The organism is Nonomuraea sp. NPDC049152, from assembly GCF_040648355.1.
Lineage (GTDB): Bacteria > Actinomycetota > Actinomycetes > Streptosporangiales > Streptosporangiaceae > Nonomuraea.
This window is the reverse complement of record NZ_JBEZDO010000018.1, coordinates 45,397-64,250: the sequence shown is the minus strand read 5'-3', so window position 1 is coordinate 64,250 and position 18,854 is coordinate 45,397. Positions and strand designations below refer to the sequence as shown.

The window sequence follows — 18,854 nt, the reverse complement described above, 5'->3', positions numbered from 1 at the left end:
CCTCATGCGCGGTTATGTTCCCCGGATCAACCGGAAAGATACGTGTCCCTGACATCACGCCTGCTCAGCTTGCCCGTGGGTGTGCGCGGAAGCCGCGCGCGATATTCGATCACCCGTGGGTGCTTGAGCCGCGCCAGGCGGGGTTCGCAGTGCCGCAGCAGCGCGGCGGAGAGCTCGTCGCCCGGCGTCACGCCCTCGGCGGGCTGGACCAGCGCCACGATCCGGTGTCCCCACTCCTCGTCGGGCACGCCGATCACGGCCACGTCGGCGACCGCCGGATGTTCGAGCAGCGCCGCCTCGATCTCGGCGGGGTAGATGTTGACTCCGCCCGAGATGATCAGGTCGGTCCTGCGGTCCAGCAGGAACAGGTAGCCGTCCTCGTCGAGGTAGCCGATGTCGCCGGGGGTGTAGTCACGCCCGCGCATCGCGGCGGCGGTCTTGCCGGGATCGCCGTGGTACTCGAACCTGTTGATGCCGCCGATGTAGACCAGCCCCGGCTCGCCCGGGGCGGCCTCGCGGCCGTCCTCGTCGACGATCGTGAACGCCATCCCCTCCAGCGCCCTGCCGACCGTGCCCGGCTTGGCCAGCCATTCCCGCGAGGAGACCATCGTCGCGACGGCGGCCTCGGTCGAGCCGTAGTACTCCCACAGCACGGGGCCCAGCCAGTCGATCATCGCCTGCTTGGTCGCGGGCGGGCACGGCGCGGCCCCGTGGTAGAGGTGGGTGAGCGACGACAGGTCGTACTCTTCCCGATCGGGTACGGCCAGCAGCCGGTGGAACATCGTCGGCACCATGAACGCGTTCGTCACCCGATGGCGCTCGATCAGCTCCAGCGTCCGCACGGCCTCGAACCTCTCGGGGGCGACGATCGCGTGGCCCAGGTTCAGCGCCATCATCGCCTGGCCGTACGGGGCGGAGTGGTAGAGCTGCGAGCACACCAGGTGGACCCCGCCGAACGGCAGCCCGAAGTGCTTCCAGCTCTTGCGCATGAGGATGGGGTAGAGGTCCTCGGGCGTGAGGTCGAGCAGGCGCCGCCGTACCCCCTTGGGCCTGCCGGTGGTGCCCGAGGTGTAGAGCATCATCGAGCCCGCGCGCCGGTGCGGCGGCGCGCCGGCGGGCCGGCCGCTCACCTCCAGAGGGGAGTCGACGACGACCTTCGCCCCGCTGTCGGCGACGATGTAGTCGATCTCCTCCTCGGTGAAGTGCCAGTTCACCGGGACGTGGTAGGCGCCGAGCTGGTAGGTGGCGAGCATCATGGCCAGCGCCTCGTGGCCGTTGCGCAACACCGTGACCACGGCGTCGCCCGGCCCGATCCCGCGCTCGGTCAGGCCGTGGGAGAGCCGGTTGGCGTGGGCGAGCAACTCCCCGTAGGTGCGGCCGTCCTCCCCGAGCACGGCAGGGCGGTCGGGCTCGGCGGCGGCGATCTCGTAGAAGCCCCTCATGTGGTGACCCTACAGAATTACATTCTGTCCAAGGAAGACGGCCGATCACGTAGCCTCGGGACATGGCGCACAATCAGGGACAGGAGCCGTATCAACCCTCCTATGACGCGCCCACCACCCCTTTCCAGCGAGTGGAGCTCTCGCCCGCCGACCAGACCGTCAACGTGCCGATGCCGCCGACGGCAGGGGCGTTCAGGACGCCGCCGGCCCCGCCGCGCAGGGGGTTCGTCGGGCGGCTCGTGGCCGGCGTCGGCGACATACCGATCAAGGTCGTCTACCTGCTCGCCGCGGTGATCGCCACCGTGCTCGCGGTGGTCGCGATCTTCGCGCTGTTCTCCGGCGACGAGCCGACCGCGACCGAGCAGCAGCGGGCACAGGCCTCAGGGCCCGGCGCCGCGTCAGGTGTGGCGGAGGACGGCGGGGTGCTGACGCCGGTGCCGGCGAGCCTGGCCTTCCCCGCCATGTCGGGCAAGGCCAGCAAGGTGATCGGCACGGTCGTCGACAAGCGGACCGGCATCAGCTATCCCAGGCTCGGAAAGCCGTGGACGGCGAAGTCCTTCGCACCGTTCGCGATCGCCCAGCGCGTGGGCAAGGTGGCGGTCCCGCACACGATGGTGGCCTCGGCGCCGCTTCCCGTGACCGCGGACAGGCCCAAGACGAGCGCCGACTACAGGGAGCTCGCCGTCAGGGCGGCCCGCTGGTCGCTGCGCACCCAGCACCCCGAGGGTGGCGCGCTCACCTGGACGGCCTCGCAGAAGCCGGCCGAGGGCAAGGGCTGGATCGTCGGCTTCCGGGTCGACTACACCCTCGACGGCGAACGGCGTTCGTCGCAGGCGCTGGCCGCGGTGGTCGAGGCGGGCAAGACGAAGCCCGCCATGCTGCTGGCCACGATCCCCGACAGCGGCAAGAGCCACTGGCGCGACCTCAACACTCTCGTGAAGGGTCTACGTTCGGCATAGAAGCATCCTCTAGAATATGGTTCTGGGAACCATAGGAGGCTGACATGGCGATCGGTTTGAGCGAGGAGCACGAGGCGCTCCGCGAGTCGGTGGCGGGCTGGGCGGAGCGCAACGTGCCCGCCGAGGTCGTGCGGTCCCAGGAGGGCGGGCGCCCGCCGTTCTGGCAGGGCCTCGGCGAGCAGGGGCTGCTCGGCCTGCACCTGCCCGAGGAGTTCGGCGGATCCGGATACGGCCTGCTGGAGGCGGCCGTGGCCGTCGAGGCGCTGGCCGAGCGCATGACGCCGGGCCCGTTCGTGCCGACCGTGCTGGCCGGCGCGGTCATCGCCGCCTCCGAGTCCGAGAAAGCGTGCGCCGAGCTGCTTCCCGGGCTCGCCGACGGCTCGCTGACCGGCGCGGTCGCCCTGTCGGCCTCCCTCACCGGGGGCGACGGCGACTCCATGGTCGTCTCGGGTACGGCGACGCAGGTGCTCGGCGGCGCGATGGCCGACGTGCTCGTGCTGCCCGTCGGCGGCGTGTGGGTGGCGGTCGACGCCGCGCAGGTCGAGATCGAGCAGGTCAGGTCGCTCGACATCACCAGGGCCGTGGCCAAGGTGACGCTGGACGCGGTGACCGTACCGGCCGACCGGGTGCTGGGCGCGGTCGACGTCAAGAACCTCGCGGCCATCATCCTGGGCGCCGAGGCGACGGGGCTCGCGGCCTGGTGCGTGCGGGCGGCGGCCGACTACGCCAAGGTACGCGTGCAGTTCGGGCGGCCGATCGGGCAGTTCCAGGGCATCAAGCACAAGCTGTCGCGCATGCTCGTCGCGCTGGAGCAGGCGCGGGCCACCGTGTGGGACGCGACCAGGGCCACCGGCGACGAGCTCGACTACGCGGCGGCCATCGCGGGCGTGATGGCGCCCGACGCGGCCGTGCAGTGCGCCAAGGACGCCATCCAGACCTTCGGCGGCATCGGCTACACCTTCGAGCACGACGCCCACCTCTACTACCGGCGCGCGCTCACGCTCAGGGCGCTGCTCGGCTCCTCCTCGACGTGGGCCGCCACGGTCGCCTCACTCGCCCTGTCGGGAGTGCAGCGTCCGATGGAGATCGCGCTGCCCGACTCGGCGGCGTCGCTGCGCGCCTCGATCGCCGCGGAGATCGCCGAGATCGCCACCCTTGAGGGGGTCGAGCAGCGCAGGGCGCTGGCCGCCGCGGGGTTCGTCATGCCGCACCTGCCCAAGCCGTGGGGGCGCGACGCCGACCCGCTGGAGCAGGTGCTCATCCAGCAGGAGCTCAAGGCTGCCAAGGTCAAGCTCCCCAACATGATCATCGGTGCGTGGGTGGTGCCGTCCGTCGTCGCGTACGGCACGCAGGAGCAGCAGGAACGCTTCCTGCCCAAGACGCTCAGCGGCGAGACGATCTGGTGCCAGCTGTTCTCCGAGCCCGGAGCGGGCTCCGACCTGGCGTCGCTGCAGATGAAGGCGACCCAGGTGGAGGGCGGCTGGACCCTCACAGGGCAGAAGATCTGGACCTCCGTCGCGCACGTCGCCGAGTGGGGCATCTGCATCGCCCGCAACTCCTCGGCGGGGTCCAAGCACGAGGGCATCACCTACTTCCTCGTCGACATGAAATCGCCTGGGGTCACGGTCAGGCCGCTGACCGAGATGACCGGCGAGAACCTGTTCAACGAGGTGTTCCTCGACGAGGTCTTCGTGCCGGACTCGCTGGTCGTCGGCCAGGTGGGCGACGGTTGGAAGGTCGCGCGGAACACGCTGTCCAACGAGCGGGTGTCGCTGTCCTCGGGGTCGGGCGGCACGGGCGCGTCCGTGCCCGACCTGCTGGGGCTCATCTCCAGGCTCGGCAGGCCGCTGACGGCGGTGGAGGAGCAGGCGGTCGCGGCCGTCGTGTGCGAGGGACACTCGATCAACGCCCTCTCGCTCAGGGTGACGCTGAAGCAGCTGGCGGGCTCCGAGCCCGGAGCGGACGCCTCGGTGCGGAAACTGCTGTCGACCTCGCACGCCCAGCACGTGTCGGAGACGGCGGTGGAGCTGCTCGGCGAGGCTGCCACGGTGGCGGCGGACATGACGCTGGGGGACGCGGGCTACTGGAACAGGGCGGTACTGGCGACCCGCGCGATGACGATCTACGGCGGGACGACGGAGGTGCAGCTCAACATCATCGGCGAGCGCATGCTCGGCCTCCCCCGCGACCCCGAACCCGGCAAGTAGCCGACGTTCCTGGACCGGCTGCCCACCCCGCTTCCTCACGGGGTGGGCAGCAGACCCTCCACCACCCCGACACGGCGGACCCCGCCCTCTCCGATGGACTGCACCGGGTGAGGGAGACCTGACACGGTCTCCGTCCCGGGTGTGAGTCCCCCAAAGACCCCAGCCCCGGGACGGCTGACATGGCGCCCTGGGTGCGGGGCTCCCCGTGAGGCCCCGGCTCCATGATGGCCGGAATGGTCTCGCCCTGCGGTGTGTGGTTCCTCCCCCGAGAGACCCCAGCTCGGTGATGGCGGCAGGGTCTGGTTTCCCGGGTGTGAATTCCCCAAGAAACCCCAGCCACGGGACAAGGGGAAGAGAGACGCCGGATGCGAAGGGTCCGACCGAGCAAAGGTTCTAGAGTAGAACGCGTTGCAGTTTTCCCGGTCCCGATCGTATCGTCGGCCCATGCGGACACGAGTCACCGACCTGTTCGGGATCGAGTTACCGATTTTCGCCTTCAGCCACTGCCGGGATGTCGTCGCCGCGGTCAGCCGCGCAGGCGGGATGGGCGTACTGGGCGCCCTCTACTTCACCCCGGAAGAGCTCGAGATGGAGCTCAAGTGGATCGACGACCACGTCGACGGCAAGCCGTACGGCGTCGACGTGGTCATGCCCGCCTCCTACGAGGGCGCCGACTTCCCACCAGAGGAACTGGTCTCCCGCCTGCAGGGCATGATCCCCGACGGGCACAGGAGCTTCGTCGAGAACCTGCTCGCCGAGCACGGCGTCCCCCCGCTGTCGGACGACGCCGACCCGGGCAGGGTCCTGCTCGGCTGGACGGACGCCACCGCCAGGCCGCAGGTGGAGGTGGCGCTGCGGCATCCGATCGCGCTGCTGGCCAACGCGCTCGGCCCGCCACCCGCCGACGTCGTCGAACTGGCGCACTCGCACGGGGTCAAGGTGGCCGCGCTGGCGTCCACCCCCCGCCACGCCGTCAAGCAGGCCGAGGTCGGCGTGGACGTGGTCGTCGCGCAGGGCACCGAGGCGGGCGGGCACACCGGCGAGATCTCCACGATGGTGCTGATCCCGCAGGTCGTGGACGCGCTTCGGGGCGCGGGGCCCGACGGCTCCGACGTGCCTGTCCTGGCGGCGGGCGGCATCGGCGGCGGCAGGCAGATGGCAGCCGGAATGGCGCTGGGCGCGGAAGGCGTCTGGACGGGGTCGATCTGGCTGACCGTCGAGGAGGCCGACACCCCCGAACTGGCCAAGCGCCGGATCCTGTCCGCGACCTCCAGGGACACGGTCCGCTCGCGCAGCTGGACGGGTAAGCCCGCGAGGCTGCTCAAGAACGAGTGGACCGACGCGTGGGAGGCGGAGAACTCTCCTGGCACGCTGTCGATGCCTCTGCAGTTCATGCTGGTGTCGGACGCGTTGCGCCGCATCGGCCGGTCCGACGCGGCCGAGCTCGCGACCTTCCCCGCTGGGCAGATCATCGGGACGATGAACCAGGTGAAGAGCGCGCGCGACGTGGTGTTCGAGATGGTGGAGGAGTACATCGAGGCCACGGAACGCCTCGGCCACATCACCGAATCCTGACCTGCCGCGCGGGAGCGCTTCCCCACGGGGCGGCGCTCCCGCTTCTCCTGGACCCCGTTTGGGTCGGAACGGCAGCCGCCCGGCACCGGGACCTCCTCCTCCGAAACGGCATGCGCGTGGTACCGGGACCACTTCCTCCGGGGGGGCGAGTGGGTCAGCGGCCCTGGAAGGTGGCGGGGCGCTTCTCCTTGAAGGCTCTTGCGCCCTCCTTCGCGTCCTCCGAGCCGATCACCGGCCAGCCGTACTCGTCGGAGACCTTCAGCGCCTCGGGCTCCGGCAGTCCGAGCGTGTCCCGGTAGGTGCGCAGGATCGCCTGTACGGCAAGCGGCCCCGAAGCCGCGATGTCGTCGGCGATCTCGCGCGCCACCGCCAGGGCCTGGCCGTCCGGGACGACCCTGTTGACCAACCCCATCGACAGCGCCTCCGCCGCGGTGACCGAGCGCCCGGTGAGGAGCAGGTCCATGGCGTGGCAGTAGGGGATCTGGCGGGGCAGCCTGATGGCGCTGCCGCCCATGGGGAACAGCGCCCGCTTGGCCTCGAACAATCCAAGTGTGGTCGACTCGGCGACCACGCGAAGGTCCGTGCCGACGAGCAGTTCGGTGCCGCCCGCGACCGCGTAGCCCTCGGCCGCGCAGACGATCGGCTTGGTCGGCAGGTCCTCGCGCAGCAGCCCCTTCCAGTGGAAGTTCGTGATGGCGGCGGCCCTGGCCTGAACCTCGGGGTCGGTGGACGGCCGGCCCATGGCCTTGAGGTCGGCGCCCGCGCAGAAGGTGCCGCTCGCGCCGGTCAGGATGGCCACGCGGACCTCCGGTTCGGACGAGACGTAGGCCCAGGCGGAGGCCAGGCCGATGAGCATGTCGGAGGACAGGGCGTTCTTGGCCTCGGGGCGGTCCATGGTGACGATCACGACGTGTCCGTCGCGTTCGACGCGGCAGTGGGGGGTGCTGATCGGCAGGACGTCCATGGCTGACCTCCACGTTATGAACCAAGCGCTTGGTAGTGCTGATCCTCTCAGGGAAGCCGCCTCTACGGAAGGGCGGAAGGCGGGAGACGGACGCCATCAGGGTTCGGTGCACGCGGGCGTGGGGGCGCCGGGCGGTTATCCCGCGATGGTCGGGCCGTCGGAGAGCATCTGGGTCGGGTGGCTCCGGAGGCGCGGATCTGGACGCTGTGGTTCTTGCGTCGTGCCGGGATGTTGTCGATCGTGGTGGGGGCGAACCTGTGCGGCAGGACCCAAGGGTTCGATCAAGCGCTTGCTAGGCCGCTTCGCTCCGGGTTAGTCTGCCGTCACAAACGAGAACAGGTTCTCATTTGCCGTGTTGAGGGAGTTCCCATGGGCACGCTCGGTTTCTGGAGGCTGGCGCAGGCGGATCCCGAGTGGATCGCCGCGGTCGATCCCGACGGCACCGAACATCGCGCGGGAGACCTGCTCGCCAGGGCCAATCAGCTCGTCCACGGCCTGCGCGAGCTCGGGCTCCAGCCGGGCGACGGCTTCTGCGGTCTGGTCCCGAACGGGGTCGACGGGCTCGTCCTCTACCTCGCGGCGCTGCAGGCGGGCTGGTACTACACGCCGATCAACTGGCACCTGGCCGCGCCCGAGATCGCCTACATCGTCGCCGACAGCGAGGCCAGGGCCTTCTTCGTCCACCCCCGCTTCGGCGACACCGCTCCTCTGGTCGAGGGAGGTTCGTTCGCCTTCGGTGACATCCCGGGCTTCAGGCCCGTGGCGGAGCTGACGGAGGGGCGCCCCACCACGGCCCCGCCGGACCGTACGGCGGGCGCCACCATGCACTACACCTCGGGCACCACCGGCAAGCCCAAGGGCGTCAGGCGCAAGCTGTCGGGCCTGGACCCCGACGACGGCGCCGAGCTGATGACGTTCCTGCTCTCCCTGTTCGGCATCACGCCGGGCAGACCCAACGCCCATCTGGTCACCTCGCCGAACTACCACACCGCCGTCACCCAGTTCGGCGGTACGGCGCTGCACATGGGCCACACGCTCGTCTACATGGACAAGTGGGAGGCCGAGGAGACGCTCCGCCTGTGCGAGCGCTACCGGGTCACCAACTCCCACCTCGTGCCCACGCACTTCAAGCGCCTGCTGTCCCTGCCGGAGGAGACCCGAGCGAAGTACGACCTCTCGTCGCTCCGGTGGATGATCCACGCCGCCGCCCCCTGCCCCGTCCCGGTGAAGTGGGCGATGTTCGAGTGGTGGGGCGACTGTATCTACGAGTACTACGCGGCCACCGAGGGCGGCGGCACGATCGCCACGCCCGACGGCTGGAAGAAGCATCCAGGCACCGTGGGCACCGCATGGCCGATCAGCGAGCTGCTCATCGTGGACGACGAGGGCGAACCCGTTCCGACCGGCACGCCGGGCACGATCTACATGAAGATGATGGGCGTCGCCTTCGAGTACAAGGGCGACCCGGCCAAGACCGCGGCCGCCCGTCTGAAGGACCACTTCACCGTCGGCGACATCGGCTACCTCGACGAGGACGGCTTCCTCTACCTCTGCGACCGCAAGGCCGACCTGATCATCTCCGGCGGGGCGAACATCTACCCCGCCGAGATCGAGAACGAGATCATGATCCATCCCTCGGTCGCCGACGTGGCCGTGTTCGGCATTCCCGACGAGGAGTGGGGCGAGCAGATCAAGGCCGTCGTCGAGCCCGCGCAGGGCGTCGCCCCCGGTCCTGAGCTGGCCGCCGAGATCCTCAGGTCGCTGGAGGGCCGCCTGGCCAGGATGAAGTGGCCCAAGTCGATCGACTTCATCGAGGAGATGCCGCGCGAGCCGAACGGCAAGCTGCTCAAACGCAAGCTCCGCGCGCCGTACTGGGAGGGCCGCGACCGTGCCATCTGAGCCGGGTTTCGACGCACTGACCGCCGACCACGTGCTGGAGTTCCCCGGCGGCTACACCAGGACCACGGGCCCCGTGATCGGCCGCTTCCTCACCGAGCTGAGAGACGGACGGCTCATGGGGGTCCGCACCGCCGAAGGCAGGACGCTGGTGCCCCCGCTGGAGTACGACCCCGCCACCGGCGAGCCCGTCACCGACGAGTGGGTCGAGGTGGGGCCCGCCGGTACGGTCACCGCCTCCGCATGGGTGCGACAGCCGCTGGAAGGCCATCCGCTCGACCGGCCGTTCGCCTGGGCCATGATCAAACTCGACGGCGCCGACACCTCACTGGTCCACGCCGTCGACGCGGACAACCCCAAGGCGCTGCCGCCCGGCACCAGGGTCCGCCCGGTCTGGCGCGCCACCCGCACAGGCCACATCTCGGACATCTCCCACTTCGCCCCCGAGGTGACGAAGATCGTCTCGCCGATCAGGACCGCCTACAAGCTGACCGCCAGCCCCTCCCTCACCAGGTTCCTCGAAGGCGTCAGGGACGGCGTGTTCATCGGCTGTCGCTGCGGCGTCTGCGACAAGGTCTACGTCCCCTACCGCCTGTCCTGCCCCGAATGCGGCAACCCGATCACAGGAGAGGTGACGCTGCCCGACACGGGCACCATCACCACCTTCGCGATCAACAACCTGCCCGACCCGCGCGCCCCCGAGGTGCCGTTCGTCTCCGCCTACATCCTGCTCGACGGCGCCGACATCCCCATGATCGCCCTGGTCGGCGGGATCCCCGCCCACGAGGTACGGCAGGGCATGCGGGTGCGGGCCGAATGGGTGCCCGAGTCGGAGCGCACCCTCTCGATGTCGAACATCAAGTGGTTCACCCCCACGGGCGAGCCGGACGTGGAGTTGTGATGCGTGACGTTGCCGTCGTCGCCTTCGCCCAGACCAGGCACACCGCCCACGACACGGGGCTGGCCGAGCCCGAGCTGATCCTGCCGGTCATCAGGGCGGTGCGGGAGCAGTCGGGCCTGTCGACGTTCGGGTTCACCTGCTCGGGCTCGTGCGACTACCTCGCGGGCGCACCCTTCTCGTTCGTGTCCGCGCTCGACGCGCTCGGCGCGTGGCCGCCGATCTCCGAGTCGCACGTGGAGATGGACGGGGCGTGGGCGCTCTACGAGGCGTGGGTGCGGCTGCAGCACGGCGACGTCGACAGCGCGCTCGTCTACGGCTTCGGCAAATCGTCGCTGGGCGACCTGCGCACGATCATGACGCTCCAGCTCGACCCTTACTACCTGGAGCCGCTGGGGCTGGACCAGCTGTCCTTCGCCGCGTTGCAGGCCAGCGCGCTCGGCGCGGACAGGAAGGCGCTCGACGAGATCGCCAGGCGCAGCCGTACAGACGGGCTGGGCAACCCGAACGCGCTGCACCTGCCGCTGGAAGAGGGCGAGTTCGTGGTGGAGCCGCTGAAGGAGTGGGACATCGCGCCGATCACCGACGGGGCCGCCGCGGTGGTGCTGGCGGCGGGCGACCTCGCCAGGCGGATCTGCGCTCGCCCCGCCTACATCAGAGGCATCGCGCACCGCATCGAGCCCCACTACCTGGGCATGCGAGAGCTGTCCAGGTCGGCCTCCGCCGCGGACGCCGCACGCGCGGCGGGGGTCGGCAAGGGGCCGGTGGACGTGGCCGAGCTGCACGCGTCCTTCAGCCACGAGGAGATCATCCTGCGGGAGGCGCTCGAGCTGCCGTCCTCGACGGTGATCAACCCGTCGGGCGGGCCGCTGGCCGCCAACCCGGTCATGGCCACGGGACTCATCAGGATCGGCGAGGCGGCCCAGCGGATCATGGACGGCTCCGCGGGCCGTACCGTCGGGCACGCGGCCGGCGGCCCCTGCCTTCAGCACAACCTCGTGACCGTGATGGAGGCGGGATGAGGGTCGTTGCGCGTTCCAGTCGGACGAGGATCGGTGAGCGGCATGGGTAACCGTTGTGCGGTGATCGGCGTCGGCCAGACGTACTACACCACCAAGCGCAGGGACGTCTCCGTCGCCGGACTGGTGCGCGAAGCCGCGCTCAGGGCGCTGGAGGACGCGGGTCTGACGTTCAAGGACATCGACGCGGTCGTCATCGGCAAGGCGCCCGACCTGTTCGAGGGCGTGATGATGCCCGAGTCCTACCTCGCCGACGCTCTCGGCGCGGCAGGCAAGCCGATGATGCGCGTCCACACCGCGGGCAGCGTCGGCGGCTCCACGGCCCTGGTGGGCGCGAGCCTCATCCAGGGCGGCGTCCACGACCGGGTGCTGGTCGTCGCCTTCGAGAAGCAGTCCGAGTCGAACGCCACCTGGGCCCTGTCGACCCATCTGCCGTTCAGCGCCTCGCTCGTGGTCGGCGCGGGCGGCTACTTCGCCCCGCACATCCGCGAGTACATGCGCAGGACCGGCGCCCCTGAGCACATCGGCACGCTCGTCGCCGTCAAGGACCGCCAGAACGCGCTCAAGAACCCCTACGCCCACCTGAAGATCCCGGGGATCAGCCGCGAGATGGTCGAGTCCACGCCCATGCTGTGGGAGCCCATCCGCTACCTGGAGACCTGCCCGTCCTCCGACGGCGCGTGCGCCGTCGTCCTCTCCTCGGAGTCCGCGGTCACCGGCCACCCGGCATGGGTCCACGGTACCGCGATGCGGTCCGAGCCGATCTTCCGCGCGGGACGTGACACCGTGAACCCGCAGGGCGGCAAGGACTGCGCCGCCGACGTCTACCGCCAGGCGGGCATCGCCGACCCGCGGCGCGACATCGACGTCGCCGAGATCTACGTGCCGTTCTCCTGGTACGAGCCCATGTGGCTGGAGAACCTGGGGTTCGCGGCCGAGGGCGAGGGCTGGAAGCTCACCGAGTCGGGCGCGACCGCGCTCGACGGCGACATCCCCTGGAACGCGTCGGGAGGCGTGCTGTCCTCCAACCCGATCGGCGCCTCGGGGCTGATCCGTTTCGCCGAGGCGGCGCTACAGGTGCGGGGGATGGCGGGCGAGCACCAGGTCGACGGCGCCCGCCGCGCTCTCGGCCACGCCTATGGCGGCGGCGCCCAGTTCTTCGCCATGTGGATCGTCGGCTCCGACAAACCCTGACCCCGCTCGTCCGCTCCACCCCCCTGAGACCACGCCAGGCCCCGGCGAACCGGAACCTCGGACCCGAGGGCCCATCCGCGGAGGAGGCCCTCGATGGAGTTCAACCACGCCGACCTGTTCGAAGGCCTCGCCGACGCCATCGGGGACCGCGTCGCCGTGGTCTGCGGCGACCGGCGGCTCACCTACGCCGAGCTCGACGCCCACGCCAACCGCCTCGCCCACCACCTCCACGACCAGGGGGTACGGCCCGGCGACCACGTGGGCACCCAGCTCTACAACGGCATCGAGTACATCGCCACGCTCCTGGCCACGCTCAAGCTCCGCGCGGTGCCCGTGAACGTGAACTACCGCTACGTCGAGGCCGAGCTGCTCTACCTCTACACCGACTCCCGCATCGTAGCGCTCGTCTACGACGTGGAGTTCGACGCGCGGGTGGCCGCCGTCTCACCTCAGGCGCCCGAGCTGCGCCACCTCATCGCCGTGGGAGGGGAGTCGGCCATCGGTACGGCGGTGCCGTACGAGAAGGCGCTGGAGAACCAGCCGGACACGCGCGGGTTCGAGCCAAGGTCGGGCCAGGACGTCTACATCATCTACACCGGTGGCACCACCGGCATGCCCAAGGGCGTGATGTGGCACTCCGAGGACCTGTTCATGGGGTTCGGCGGCGGCAACCCCTACGGCGAGCCGCGCGAGAGCCCCGAGCAGGTCGTCGAGGAGGCGGTCAAGGCCAACCCGATGATCATGATGGCGGTGGCGCCGCTGATGCACGGGGCGGCGCAGATGGCCACGTTCATCAGCTGGTGGATGGGCGCGACCATGGTCTACGTGCGCAAGTTCGACGCCGCGGACGTGCTGCGCGCGGTCGAGCGGGAGAAGGTGCTGTCGATGAACATCACCGGCGACGCCATGGCCAGGCCGTTGGCCGAGGAGATCGCGGCGGGGGACTACGACCTGGGGTCGCTGTTCGTGATCAGCTCCACGGGGGCGATCCTCACCGGCGCGGTCAGGGACCGGCTGCAGGAGCTCCTGCCGAACACGATGATCCTGGACAACTTCGGCTCCACCGAGTCGGGGTTCACGGCGTCGGGGGTGGCGGGGTCCTCACCGGAGAAGGGGCTGCGCTACCAGCCGAACTCCACCGCCAGGCTGGCGGTGCTGGACGAGCGGCTGCAGCCGGTGAAACCGGGCGTGCTGGGGACGGTGGCGAAGGCGGGACGGATCGCCTTCGGGTACTTCAACGACCCCGAGAAGACGGCCAGGACGTTCGTGACCGACGCGGAGGGGACGCGCTGGCTGCTCACGGGCGACCTGGCGACGGTCGAGCCCGACGGGACGATCAACGTGTTCGGCCGGGGATCGCAGTGCATCAACACCGGAGGGGAGAAGGTGTTCCCCGAGGAGATCGAGGCGGTGCTCAAGGGGCATCCGGCGGTGTTCGACGCGGTGGTGACAGGGGTGCCCGACGAGCGGTGGGGCAACAGGGTCGCGGCGGTCGTCGAGGCGCGCAAGGGGGTGCGGGTCACGCGGGAGGAACTGGACGCGCACTGCAGGAGCAGCCTGTCGGGGTACAAGGTGCCCCGGACGTACGCGTTCGTGGACGAGATGGTGCGCTCGCCCGCGGGCAAGGCCGACTACCGCTGGGCCAGAGACCAGGTCCTGGCCCAGGACTGACCGGCCCGGTCGTGCCGAGGTGTCGCGCGACCAGCAGCGCGAACAGAGCTCCGCGTCGGGGCGGGGTCCTTTCGACGTACTCCAAAAGACCTCAGCCCCCGGAAACGGAAGGATCCCGCGCCGAGGGTCGGGGCGGGATCCGGAGGTCGAAAGGGTCAGGCCTTGGCGGGTTCCCCCGTGAAAGCGGCGACGGCGCCGAGGCCCAGGTAGACGAGGCCGCTGCTCACGTCGAGGCGGCGACGGGCGCGGGCCGAGCGGCGCAGGCGTCCCGACAGGGCCGAGGCCAGCAGGGCGTAGGCGCCGTCACTGGCCATCCCGAGCGCGATCCACACCACGCCCAGCAGCACGATCTGCGGCGCGACGGGCCCGAGCTCCGGCTTCACGAACTGCGGCAGGAACGCCAGGAAGAAGATCGCGGTCTTGGGGTTGAGGACGTTCACCACGAACCCCTCCCAGAACACCCTGGTCCGCGAGTGGCTCTTCAGCGACGCGAGCTCGCCGTCGTCGGACCTGGTCATGAGCTTGCGGATGCCGAGCCAGACCAGGTAGGCGACACCGAGCCACTTGACCACCATGAACGCCGTCGCGCTGGCCGCCAGCAGCGCGCTGATGCCGAGCGCGGCGGCCGCCACGTGCACGATGGAGCCGGTGTGGATGCCGAGCACCGAGACCATTCCCGTGATGCGCCCTTGCGCGACGCTCCTGGTGACGATGAAGACCACGGCGGGTCCCGGCACGAGGAGCAGGGCCATGGTGGCCGCGCAGAAGACGGCGAGTGTCGCGAAGTCCGGCATTCCGCCATGGTAAGAACCGTTCTTCTCCCAGGACAACGCCTTTTCGTGTCGTGAGACGACCGCCGGTCAGCTGACGGCGCGGAGGGCGTGGACCGCCGGGTCAGCAGGGGGCGCGGTGGGCGTGGACCGGCGGGTCAGCAGACGGCGCGGAGGGCGTGGATGAGGGCCGCGGTGGCGGGCGGCAGGGGAGGGGCGCCGTACGTGGCCGCGTACACGTGCCGCGTCGAGCCGGGGATCTCGGTCACCGACACCCCCTCGTGCCGGTGGGCTCGCAGGGCGAGCCCCGGCAGGACGGTCACCCCCATCCCCGCCGCGACCAGCGCCTGCACGGCCACGATGTCGTCGCTGGTGAACGAGATCGACGGCTCGAAGCCGACCTGCGCGCACAGTTCCAGCAGGTGGCTCCTGCACCTGTCGCAGCCGCCGATCCACCGGGACGTCGCGTGGGAGGCCAGCGTGCCCATGCCGTCGTGCGTCACGAGGTAGCTCGGGTCGTCCAGCAGGTGGGTCATGCTGGTCCCGCTCTCCTCCGGCGCCGTGTCGTCGTACCTGAAGATCACCGCGACGTCCACACGTCCCGCGCGCAGCAGTCTGAGCGCCTCGGGTGGCTCGGTCTCCGTGAGCGTGAGCTGGAGCCCTGGGTGCGTGGCGGCCAGCCCGGCGGCCGCGGAGGGGACGAACGTGCCGAGCGCGGACGGGAAGGCGGCCAGCCGTACGCGGCCGGAGCGCAGGCCGACATGGGCGGCCAGCTCCTCCGAGGCGGCGTCGAGGCGGCCGATGATCTCCGCGGCCCGGTCGGCGAGCAGCTTGCCTGCCTCGGTGAGGCGGATGCCACGGCCGACCCTTTCGATGAGCTTGGCCCCCGTTTCGGCTTCCAGCCTCGACAGGTGATGGCTCACCGAGGGCTGCGAGTAGTGCAGTGCCTTGGCCGCGGCCGTGAGCGAGCCGGTGCGCGAGACGGCCAGCAGCACCCGGAGTCGGACTACATCAAGCATGTCTATGAATATGCCCAAAAACTTCTGTTGGACCTATCAGTCCGGATAGAGGAGCGTGAAAGGTATGGACGAACTGCTGAGAGCGATCAGGGAAATCACCGCCGGTGGGCTCGACCCGAGGCACACCGCGTTCGCCGTCGCCGACCTGCTGAGGGCGAAGCTTCCCGACCCCGCCGACCTTCTCACGCCGGAGGAGCGGCTGGGTCACCCCGACAACTACGTCTCCACGGTCCGCCACGCCGAGAAGGACTTCTCGATCGTGACGGTGGTCTGGCGGCCAGGCCACGAGACGGTGATCCACGACCATGTGGCGTGGTGCGCGTTCGGTGTGCTCAGCGGGAACGAGTACGAGACCCTCTACCGTGACATGGGCGACCACCTGGTCGAGATCGGCCGCGCGGACAACCCGCCGGGCGACGTCTCCGGCTTCGCGCCGCCCGGGGACATCCACAAGGTGCGCAACACCAGCGATGAGATCGGCGTCTCGCTCCACGTCTACGGGGCGGACCTGAGCGCCTCGGGCACCAGCGTCCGCCGCGTCTACGACCTGCCTGTTCGATCTCTGACCGCTTCAGGCTCCGCCTGATCTCTTCACCGGGACGTCGCTCAGTGTCCCTTCGGAAGCGCTTCGGCGAGCTTCATGGGCGACTCCCCGGGGAACACGAGCTCTGGAATGTCGTCGGCCTCCATGACCAGGTCCCGGGGCGGTGCCTCGATCCTCACTGTGGCACCCCACCCGGTGAAGCGCAGGTCGGAGCTCACACCCATCTTCATGTGGTCGTTCGTCCGGTGGGAGAACCTGGTGGCCAGGCGGGTGACCCTGCCCTTGGCGTCGAACCAGAGCGCCCAGGCGACCTTCTCCTCGGTTCGCCCGCCGAACGGCTGGCCGGGGATCCTGCGGTTGTCGATGGCGCCCCTCGCCGAACGAGGACCGACGGAGGAAGCCGTGGCCAGCAGCGCCTTCAGCGTGCCGGGCCGGAAGAGGTCGACGGTGAGATCCGCAGGGCTCGGCGTGGGCCGGGGGCTGCGCGCCCACTTCTTGTCCAGCGGCAGCCTGCCGATCAGCTCACCGCCCGAGGTGTAGTCAGCGCCCTTGACCCTGATGCGCAGCGTGGGAAAGCTGAACTGCGTTCCCAGGTCCTCGATGTCGAGCGGGGTGTGGTAGGTGGTCGAGTCGTCGGTGTCCACGCGCCCTCCCTTGCGGAACCCGGCGACGCGGTCGGTCCGGAACGTGGCGACCTGCCTGCCGTCGAACGTCATGCGAGTGACGAGGGAGACGGTGACGCCCCTGCCGGGCGCGGTCTGGGCCTGAAGCGCCTTGACCGGGTCGGGGGCGGCGGCCTGGGCGGGCAGCGGCGCGAGAGCGACGAGCCCGGCGGCCAGGCCGACGATGATCCTCTTCATGCGGTTCCTTCGACATCCTGGGGGAGAGGTATCGTGCCAAATGAAGATCACGATGCCGTCTCGAACCGCGGCTCGCCTGACTCGCCGGTGCGCCGGGACATCAGAAGTTGCTGATCACCGCGGTGAAGACCTGGTCGATACTTCCTGGTTCGCGGGAGTCATAGGCGGCCGCGCTGGTGGTCGCCGAGATCTTCCGCAGCACGTCGAGGTCGGCGTCCTCGCCATACGCGATGGTGAAGACCCTGATCGTCTCCCCGCGCAGCTCCGGCAGCAGCTTCTCCAGCGCGATGGTGTTGGTGACCTCGTTCTTTCCGTCGGTCAGGAACACCACCGCGTTGATGGCCTGGCCCTCCTTCAAGGCCGAGACGTGCCGGTAGGCCGCCAGCGTCGTGTTGTAGAGCGCGGTGCCGCCCCTCGGGGCGAGCCCGCCGATGTCGTGGGTGAGCTCGGACCTGTGAGCCTTGGTCATGGGCCCGATCGGCGACAGCTCGGCGTGGCCGCTCGCGAACCGCCACAGGCCGACGCTGTCCTGCCCGCCGAACTGGGGGAGCGCGTTGACGGCGGCCTGCCTGGCCAGGTCGAGCTTGGTCTTGCCGGTGCCGGGCACGTCGGCGCCCATCGAGCCCGAGGTGTCGAGCACCACCAGCACGTTCGCCGGCTTGCGCAGCTCGCCCCAGCTCAGCAGCAGTTTGTCCAGCACCTTCGGCGCCGGAGGACGCAGCACGACGGCGGGCTCGCTGGGCAGCAGGCCGTTCTCCTCGGTGATCAGCTTGCCTGCCTTGCCGTCGTGGCCGCGGAAGGCGTACTCGGCGAAGCGCGCCTGCTGCTCGGGCTCGCGCAGGTAGTCGAGGAACCCCTTGGCGGTGGCCCGCTTGGCCTTGTCGGCCCAGCTCAGCACCGCGAACGGGCTGTCGGAGAAGAGCGTGCCGTCCTTGGGGTAGATGGCCACCAGCGGGACCTTCGGTTTGTCGTGCTTGCCGAGGGTGGCCGGGTCGCCGGTGGGATTGCCCTGGTTGTAGTCCCACACGGACTTCTCCTCGACGGTCACCGCCGAGATGTAGCCGAGGCCCTCGCCCGCGTCGTCGGCGCGCTGCAGATTCGACAGGAACGTCAGCGTGGTATCGCCGTAGTGGACGATCGAGCGCTCGAGATCCCGGACGAAGCGGCGGGTCTTCGCGGCGGCGACGTCCTGCTCGGTCAGGTCGCCCGACAGTCCGCCGGTGGCGGCGAAGTAGGCGCCGATGGTGGCGTTCATACCACTGGTGGAGAAGTTCGGGTTGGTCTTGCCGAGCCTGAACTGGCCCCACTCGGGGTGACCGTACCCTGCCCAGCCCTTGGGGTCGGTGGCGAGCCTGGCCAGGTCGGCCCAGCCGATCGCCTTGCCGGGCCAGCCGAGCGCCTCGGCCATGGGCTTCGGCATCGCGATCACCAGCGGGGTCTTGGCGATCGAGGGATTGTCGGGGCCGATGATCCGGCCCTTGTCGTCGTTCTCGGTGCGCTGGCGGATCACGTTCAGCCAGCTGCTGCTGGCGGGCGACCACACGTCGGGGCGAGGGCCGTCACGGCGCACGTCCCAGCCCCGGGCGAAGGTCTGCAGGGCCGAGCCGCTGGTGGTGATCCTGACGTCGGCGCAGTGCTCGGCCTTGTAGGACTCGGCCAGCTCGCGTAACAGCCCCGCCTTCTCCACCGAGGCCAGCACCGTCAGCTTGGCTCCGCATGCCTGGGGTGGAGCCTGCTCCTCGTCGATGCCGCCGAAATAGACCCTCAGGCCCACGATGAGCGCGCCCGCCAGGATGACCGCTACGACGAATGGTGCGAAGCTGCGCCTCATATCAG

Annotated in this window: 15 protein-coding genes; 9 read left to right on the top strand and 6 right to left on the bottom strand. The window is 70.0% G+C overall.

Going from position 1 to position 18,854, the window contains the following annotated elements:
- Nucleotides 1-26 precede the first annotated feature (26 nt).
- The gene (locus tag AB0B45_RS29455; protein ID WP_358136965.1) at nt 27-1,442 is read right to left on the bottom strand and encodes an AMP-binding protein; all 1,416 of its coding nucleotides are present in this window, start codon (nt 1,440-1,442) and stop codon (nt 27-29) included.
- A gap of 62 nt (nt 1,443-1,504) precedes the next feature.
- Here AB0B45_RS29455 and AB0B45_RS29450 point away from each other — a divergent pair, with 62 nt between their 5' ends.
- The 3 genes from AB0B45_RS29450 (at nt 1,505) to AB0B45_RS29440 (ending at nt 6,183) form a co-directional block, all read left to right on the top strand.
- Nucleotides 1,505-2,401 (top strand): hypothetical protein, encoded by an 897-nt coding sequence (locus AB0B45_RS29450; protein WP_358136963.1) that lies wholly within the window; start codon nt 1,505-1,507, stop codon nt 2,399-2,401.
- 44 nt (nt 2,402-2,445) lie between these two features.
- On the top strand, nt 2,446-4,608 hold the full coding sequence (locus AB0B45_RS29445) for an acyl-CoA dehydrogenase (protein WP_358136960.1): 2,163 nt from the start codon (nt 2,446-2,448) through the stop codon (nt 4,606-4,608).
- 444 nt (nt 4,609-5,052) lie between these two features.
- Nucleotides 5,053-6,183, top strand: coding sequence for a nitronate monooxygenase family protein (locus AB0B45_RS29440; protein WP_358136958.1), 1,131 nt, complete (start codon nt 5,053-5,055; stop codon nt 6,181-6,183).
- Nucleotides 6,184-6,337: 154 nt separating this feature from the next.
- Here AB0B45_RS29440 and AB0B45_RS29435 read toward each other — a convergent pair whose 3' ends face one another.
- Nucleotides 6,338-7,147, bottom strand: a complete 810-nt coding sequence (locus tag AB0B45_RS29435) for a crotonase/enoyl-CoA hydratase family protein (RefSeq protein ID WP_358136956.1) — start codon at nt 7,145-7,147, stop codon at nt 6,338-6,340.
- 369 nt (nt 7,148-7,516) lie between these two features.
- On the opposite strand from AB0B45_RS29435, the gene AB0B45_RS29430 reads away from it, so the two are divergent.
- From AB0B45_RS29430 to AB0B45_RS29410, 5 genes are all read left to right on the top strand, one after another.
- Complete coding sequence (locus AB0B45_RS29430; protein WP_358136953.1) at nt 7,517-9,046, top strand: acyl-CoA synthetase; 1,530 nt, start codon at nt 7,517-7,519, stop codon at nt 9,044-9,046.
- Nucleotides 9,036-9,944: an OB-fold domain-containing protein gene (locus AB0B45_RS29425; protein WP_358136950.1), complete on the top strand. Its 909-nt coding sequence runs from the start codon at nt 9,036-9,038 to the stop codon at nt 9,942-9,944. The genes AB0B45_RS29430 and AB0B45_RS29425 overlap by 11 nt, the downstream gene beginning before the upstream one ends.
- Nucleotides 9,944-10,963 (top strand): lipid-transfer protein, encoded by a 1,020-nt coding sequence (locus tag AB0B45_RS29420; protein WP_358136948.1) that lies wholly within the window; start codon nt 9,944-9,946, stop codon nt 10,961-10,963. Before AB0B45_RS29425 ends, AB0B45_RS29420 begins: the two co-directional genes overlap by 1 nt.
- Nucleotides 10,964-11,005: 42 nt before the next feature.
- Nucleotides 11,006-12,154 (top strand): thiolase domain-containing protein, encoded by a 1,149-nt coding sequence (locus tag AB0B45_RS29415; protein ID WP_358136946.1) that lies wholly within the window; start codon nt 11,006-11,008, stop codon nt 12,152-12,154.
- A 93-nt stretch (nt 12,155-12,247) separates the two neighbouring features.
- The gene (locus AB0B45_RS29410; protein WP_358136943.1) at nt 12,248-13,825 is read left to right on the top strand and encodes an acyl-CoA synthetase; all 1,578 of its coding nucleotides are present in this window, start codon (nt 12,248-12,250) and stop codon (nt 13,823-13,825) included.
- 155 nt (nt 13,826-13,980) lie between these two features.
- Here AB0B45_RS29410 and AB0B45_RS29405 read toward each other — a convergent pair whose 3' ends face one another.
- Both AB0B45_RS29405 and AB0B45_RS29400 read right to left on the bottom strand, forming a co-directional pair.
- A complete protein-coding gene (locus tag AB0B45_RS29405; protein WP_358136940.1) occupies nt 13,981-14,619 on the bottom strand; it encodes a LysE family translocator in 639 nt (212 codons plus the stop codon).
- 134 nt (nt 14,620-14,753) lie between these two features.
- The gene (locus tag AB0B45_RS29400; RefSeq protein WP_358136938.1) at nt 14,754-15,614 is read right to left on the bottom strand and encodes a LysR family transcriptional regulator; all 861 of its coding nucleotides are present in this window, start codon (nt 15,612-15,614) and stop codon (nt 14,754-14,756) included.
- Nucleotides 15,615-15,678: 64 nt separating this feature from the next.
- Between AB0B45_RS29400 and AB0B45_RS29395 the strand changes: the two genes are divergently transcribed.
- Complete coding sequence (locus AB0B45_RS29395; RefSeq protein WP_358136936.1) at nt 15,679-16,200, top strand: cysteine dioxygenase family protein; 522 nt, start codon at nt 15,679-15,681, stop codon at nt 16,198-16,200.
- Between the two features lie 20 nt (nt 16,201-16,220).
- Here the strand turns inward: AB0B45_RS29395 and AB0B45_RS29390 are convergent, their stop codons facing one another.
- Nucleotides 16,221-17,018, bottom strand: coding sequence for a hypothetical protein (locus AB0B45_RS29390; RefSeq protein ID WP_358136933.1), 798 nt, complete (start codon nt 17,016-17,018; stop codon nt 16,221-16,223).
- Nucleotides 17,019-17,118: 100 nt separating this feature from the next.
- Complete coding sequence (locus AB0B45_RS29385) at nt 17,119-18,849, bottom strand: substrate-binding and VWA domain-containing protein (RefSeq protein WP_358136930.1); 1,731 nt, start codon at nt 18,847-18,849, stop codon at nt 17,119-17,121.
- Between the last annotated feature and the right edge of the window lie 5 nt (nt 18,850-18,854).

What these genes read in the sequence shown, in the direction of transcription:
- AB0B45_RS29455 (WP_358136965.1), bottom strand. Translation starts at nt 1,442, where the DNA reads ATGAGGGGCTTCTACGAGATCGCCGCCGCCGAGCCCGACCGCCCTGCC.
- AB0B45_RS29450 (WP_358136963.1), top strand. Translation starts at nt 1,505, where the DNA reads ATGGCGCACAATCAGGGACAGGAGCCGTATCAACCCTCCTATGACGCG.
- AB0B45_RS29445 (WP_358136960.1), top strand. Translation starts at nt 2,446, where the DNA reads ATGGCGATCGGTTTGAGCGAGGAGCACGAGGCGCTCCGCGAGTCGGTG.
- AB0B45_RS29440 (WP_358136958.1), top strand. Translation starts at nt 5,053, where the DNA reads ATGCGGACACGAGTCACCGACCTGTTCGGGATCGAGTTACCGATTTTC.
- AB0B45_RS29435 (WP_358136956.1), bottom strand. Translation starts at nt 7,147, where the DNA reads ATGGACGTCCTGCCGATCAGCACCCCCCACTGCCGCGTCGAACGCGAC.
- AB0B45_RS29430 (WP_358136953.1), top strand. Translation starts at nt 7,517, where the DNA reads ATGGGCACGCTCGGTTTCTGGAGGCTGGCGCAGGCGGATCCCGAGTGG.
- AB0B45_RS29420 (WP_358136948.1), top strand. Translation starts at nt 9,944, where the DNA reads ATGCGTGACGTTGCCGTCGTCGCCTTCGCCCAGACCAGGCACACCGCC.
- AB0B45_RS29415 (WP_358136946.1), top strand. Translation starts at nt 11,006, where the DNA reads ATGGGTAACCGTTGTGCGGTGATCGGCGTCGGCCAGACGTACTACACC.
- AB0B45_RS29410 (WP_358136943.1), top strand. Translation starts at nt 12,248, where the DNA reads ATGGAGTTCAACCACGCCGACCTGTTCGAAGGCCTCGCCGACGCCATC.
- AB0B45_RS29405 (WP_358136940.1), bottom strand. Translation starts at nt 14,619, where the DNA reads ATGCCGGACTTCGCGACACTCGCCGTCTTCTGCGCGGCCACCATGGCC.
- AB0B45_RS29400 (WP_358136938.1), bottom strand. Translation starts at nt 15,614, where the DNA reads ATGCTTGATGTAGTCCGACTCCGGGTGCTGCTGGCCGTCTCGCGCACC.
- AB0B45_RS29395 (WP_358136936.1), top strand. Translation starts at nt 15,679, where the DNA reads ATGGACGAACTGCTGAGAGCGATCAGGGAAATCACCGCCGGTGGGCTC.
- AB0B45_RS29390 (WP_358136933.1), bottom strand. Translation starts at nt 17,018, where the DNA reads ATGAAGAGGATCATCGTCGGCCTGGCCGCCGGGCTCGTCGCTCTCGCG.
- AB0B45_RS29385 (WP_358136930.1), bottom strand. Translation starts at nt 18,849, where the DNA reads ATGAGGCGCAGCTTCGCACCATTCGTCGTAGCGGTCATCCTGGCGGGC.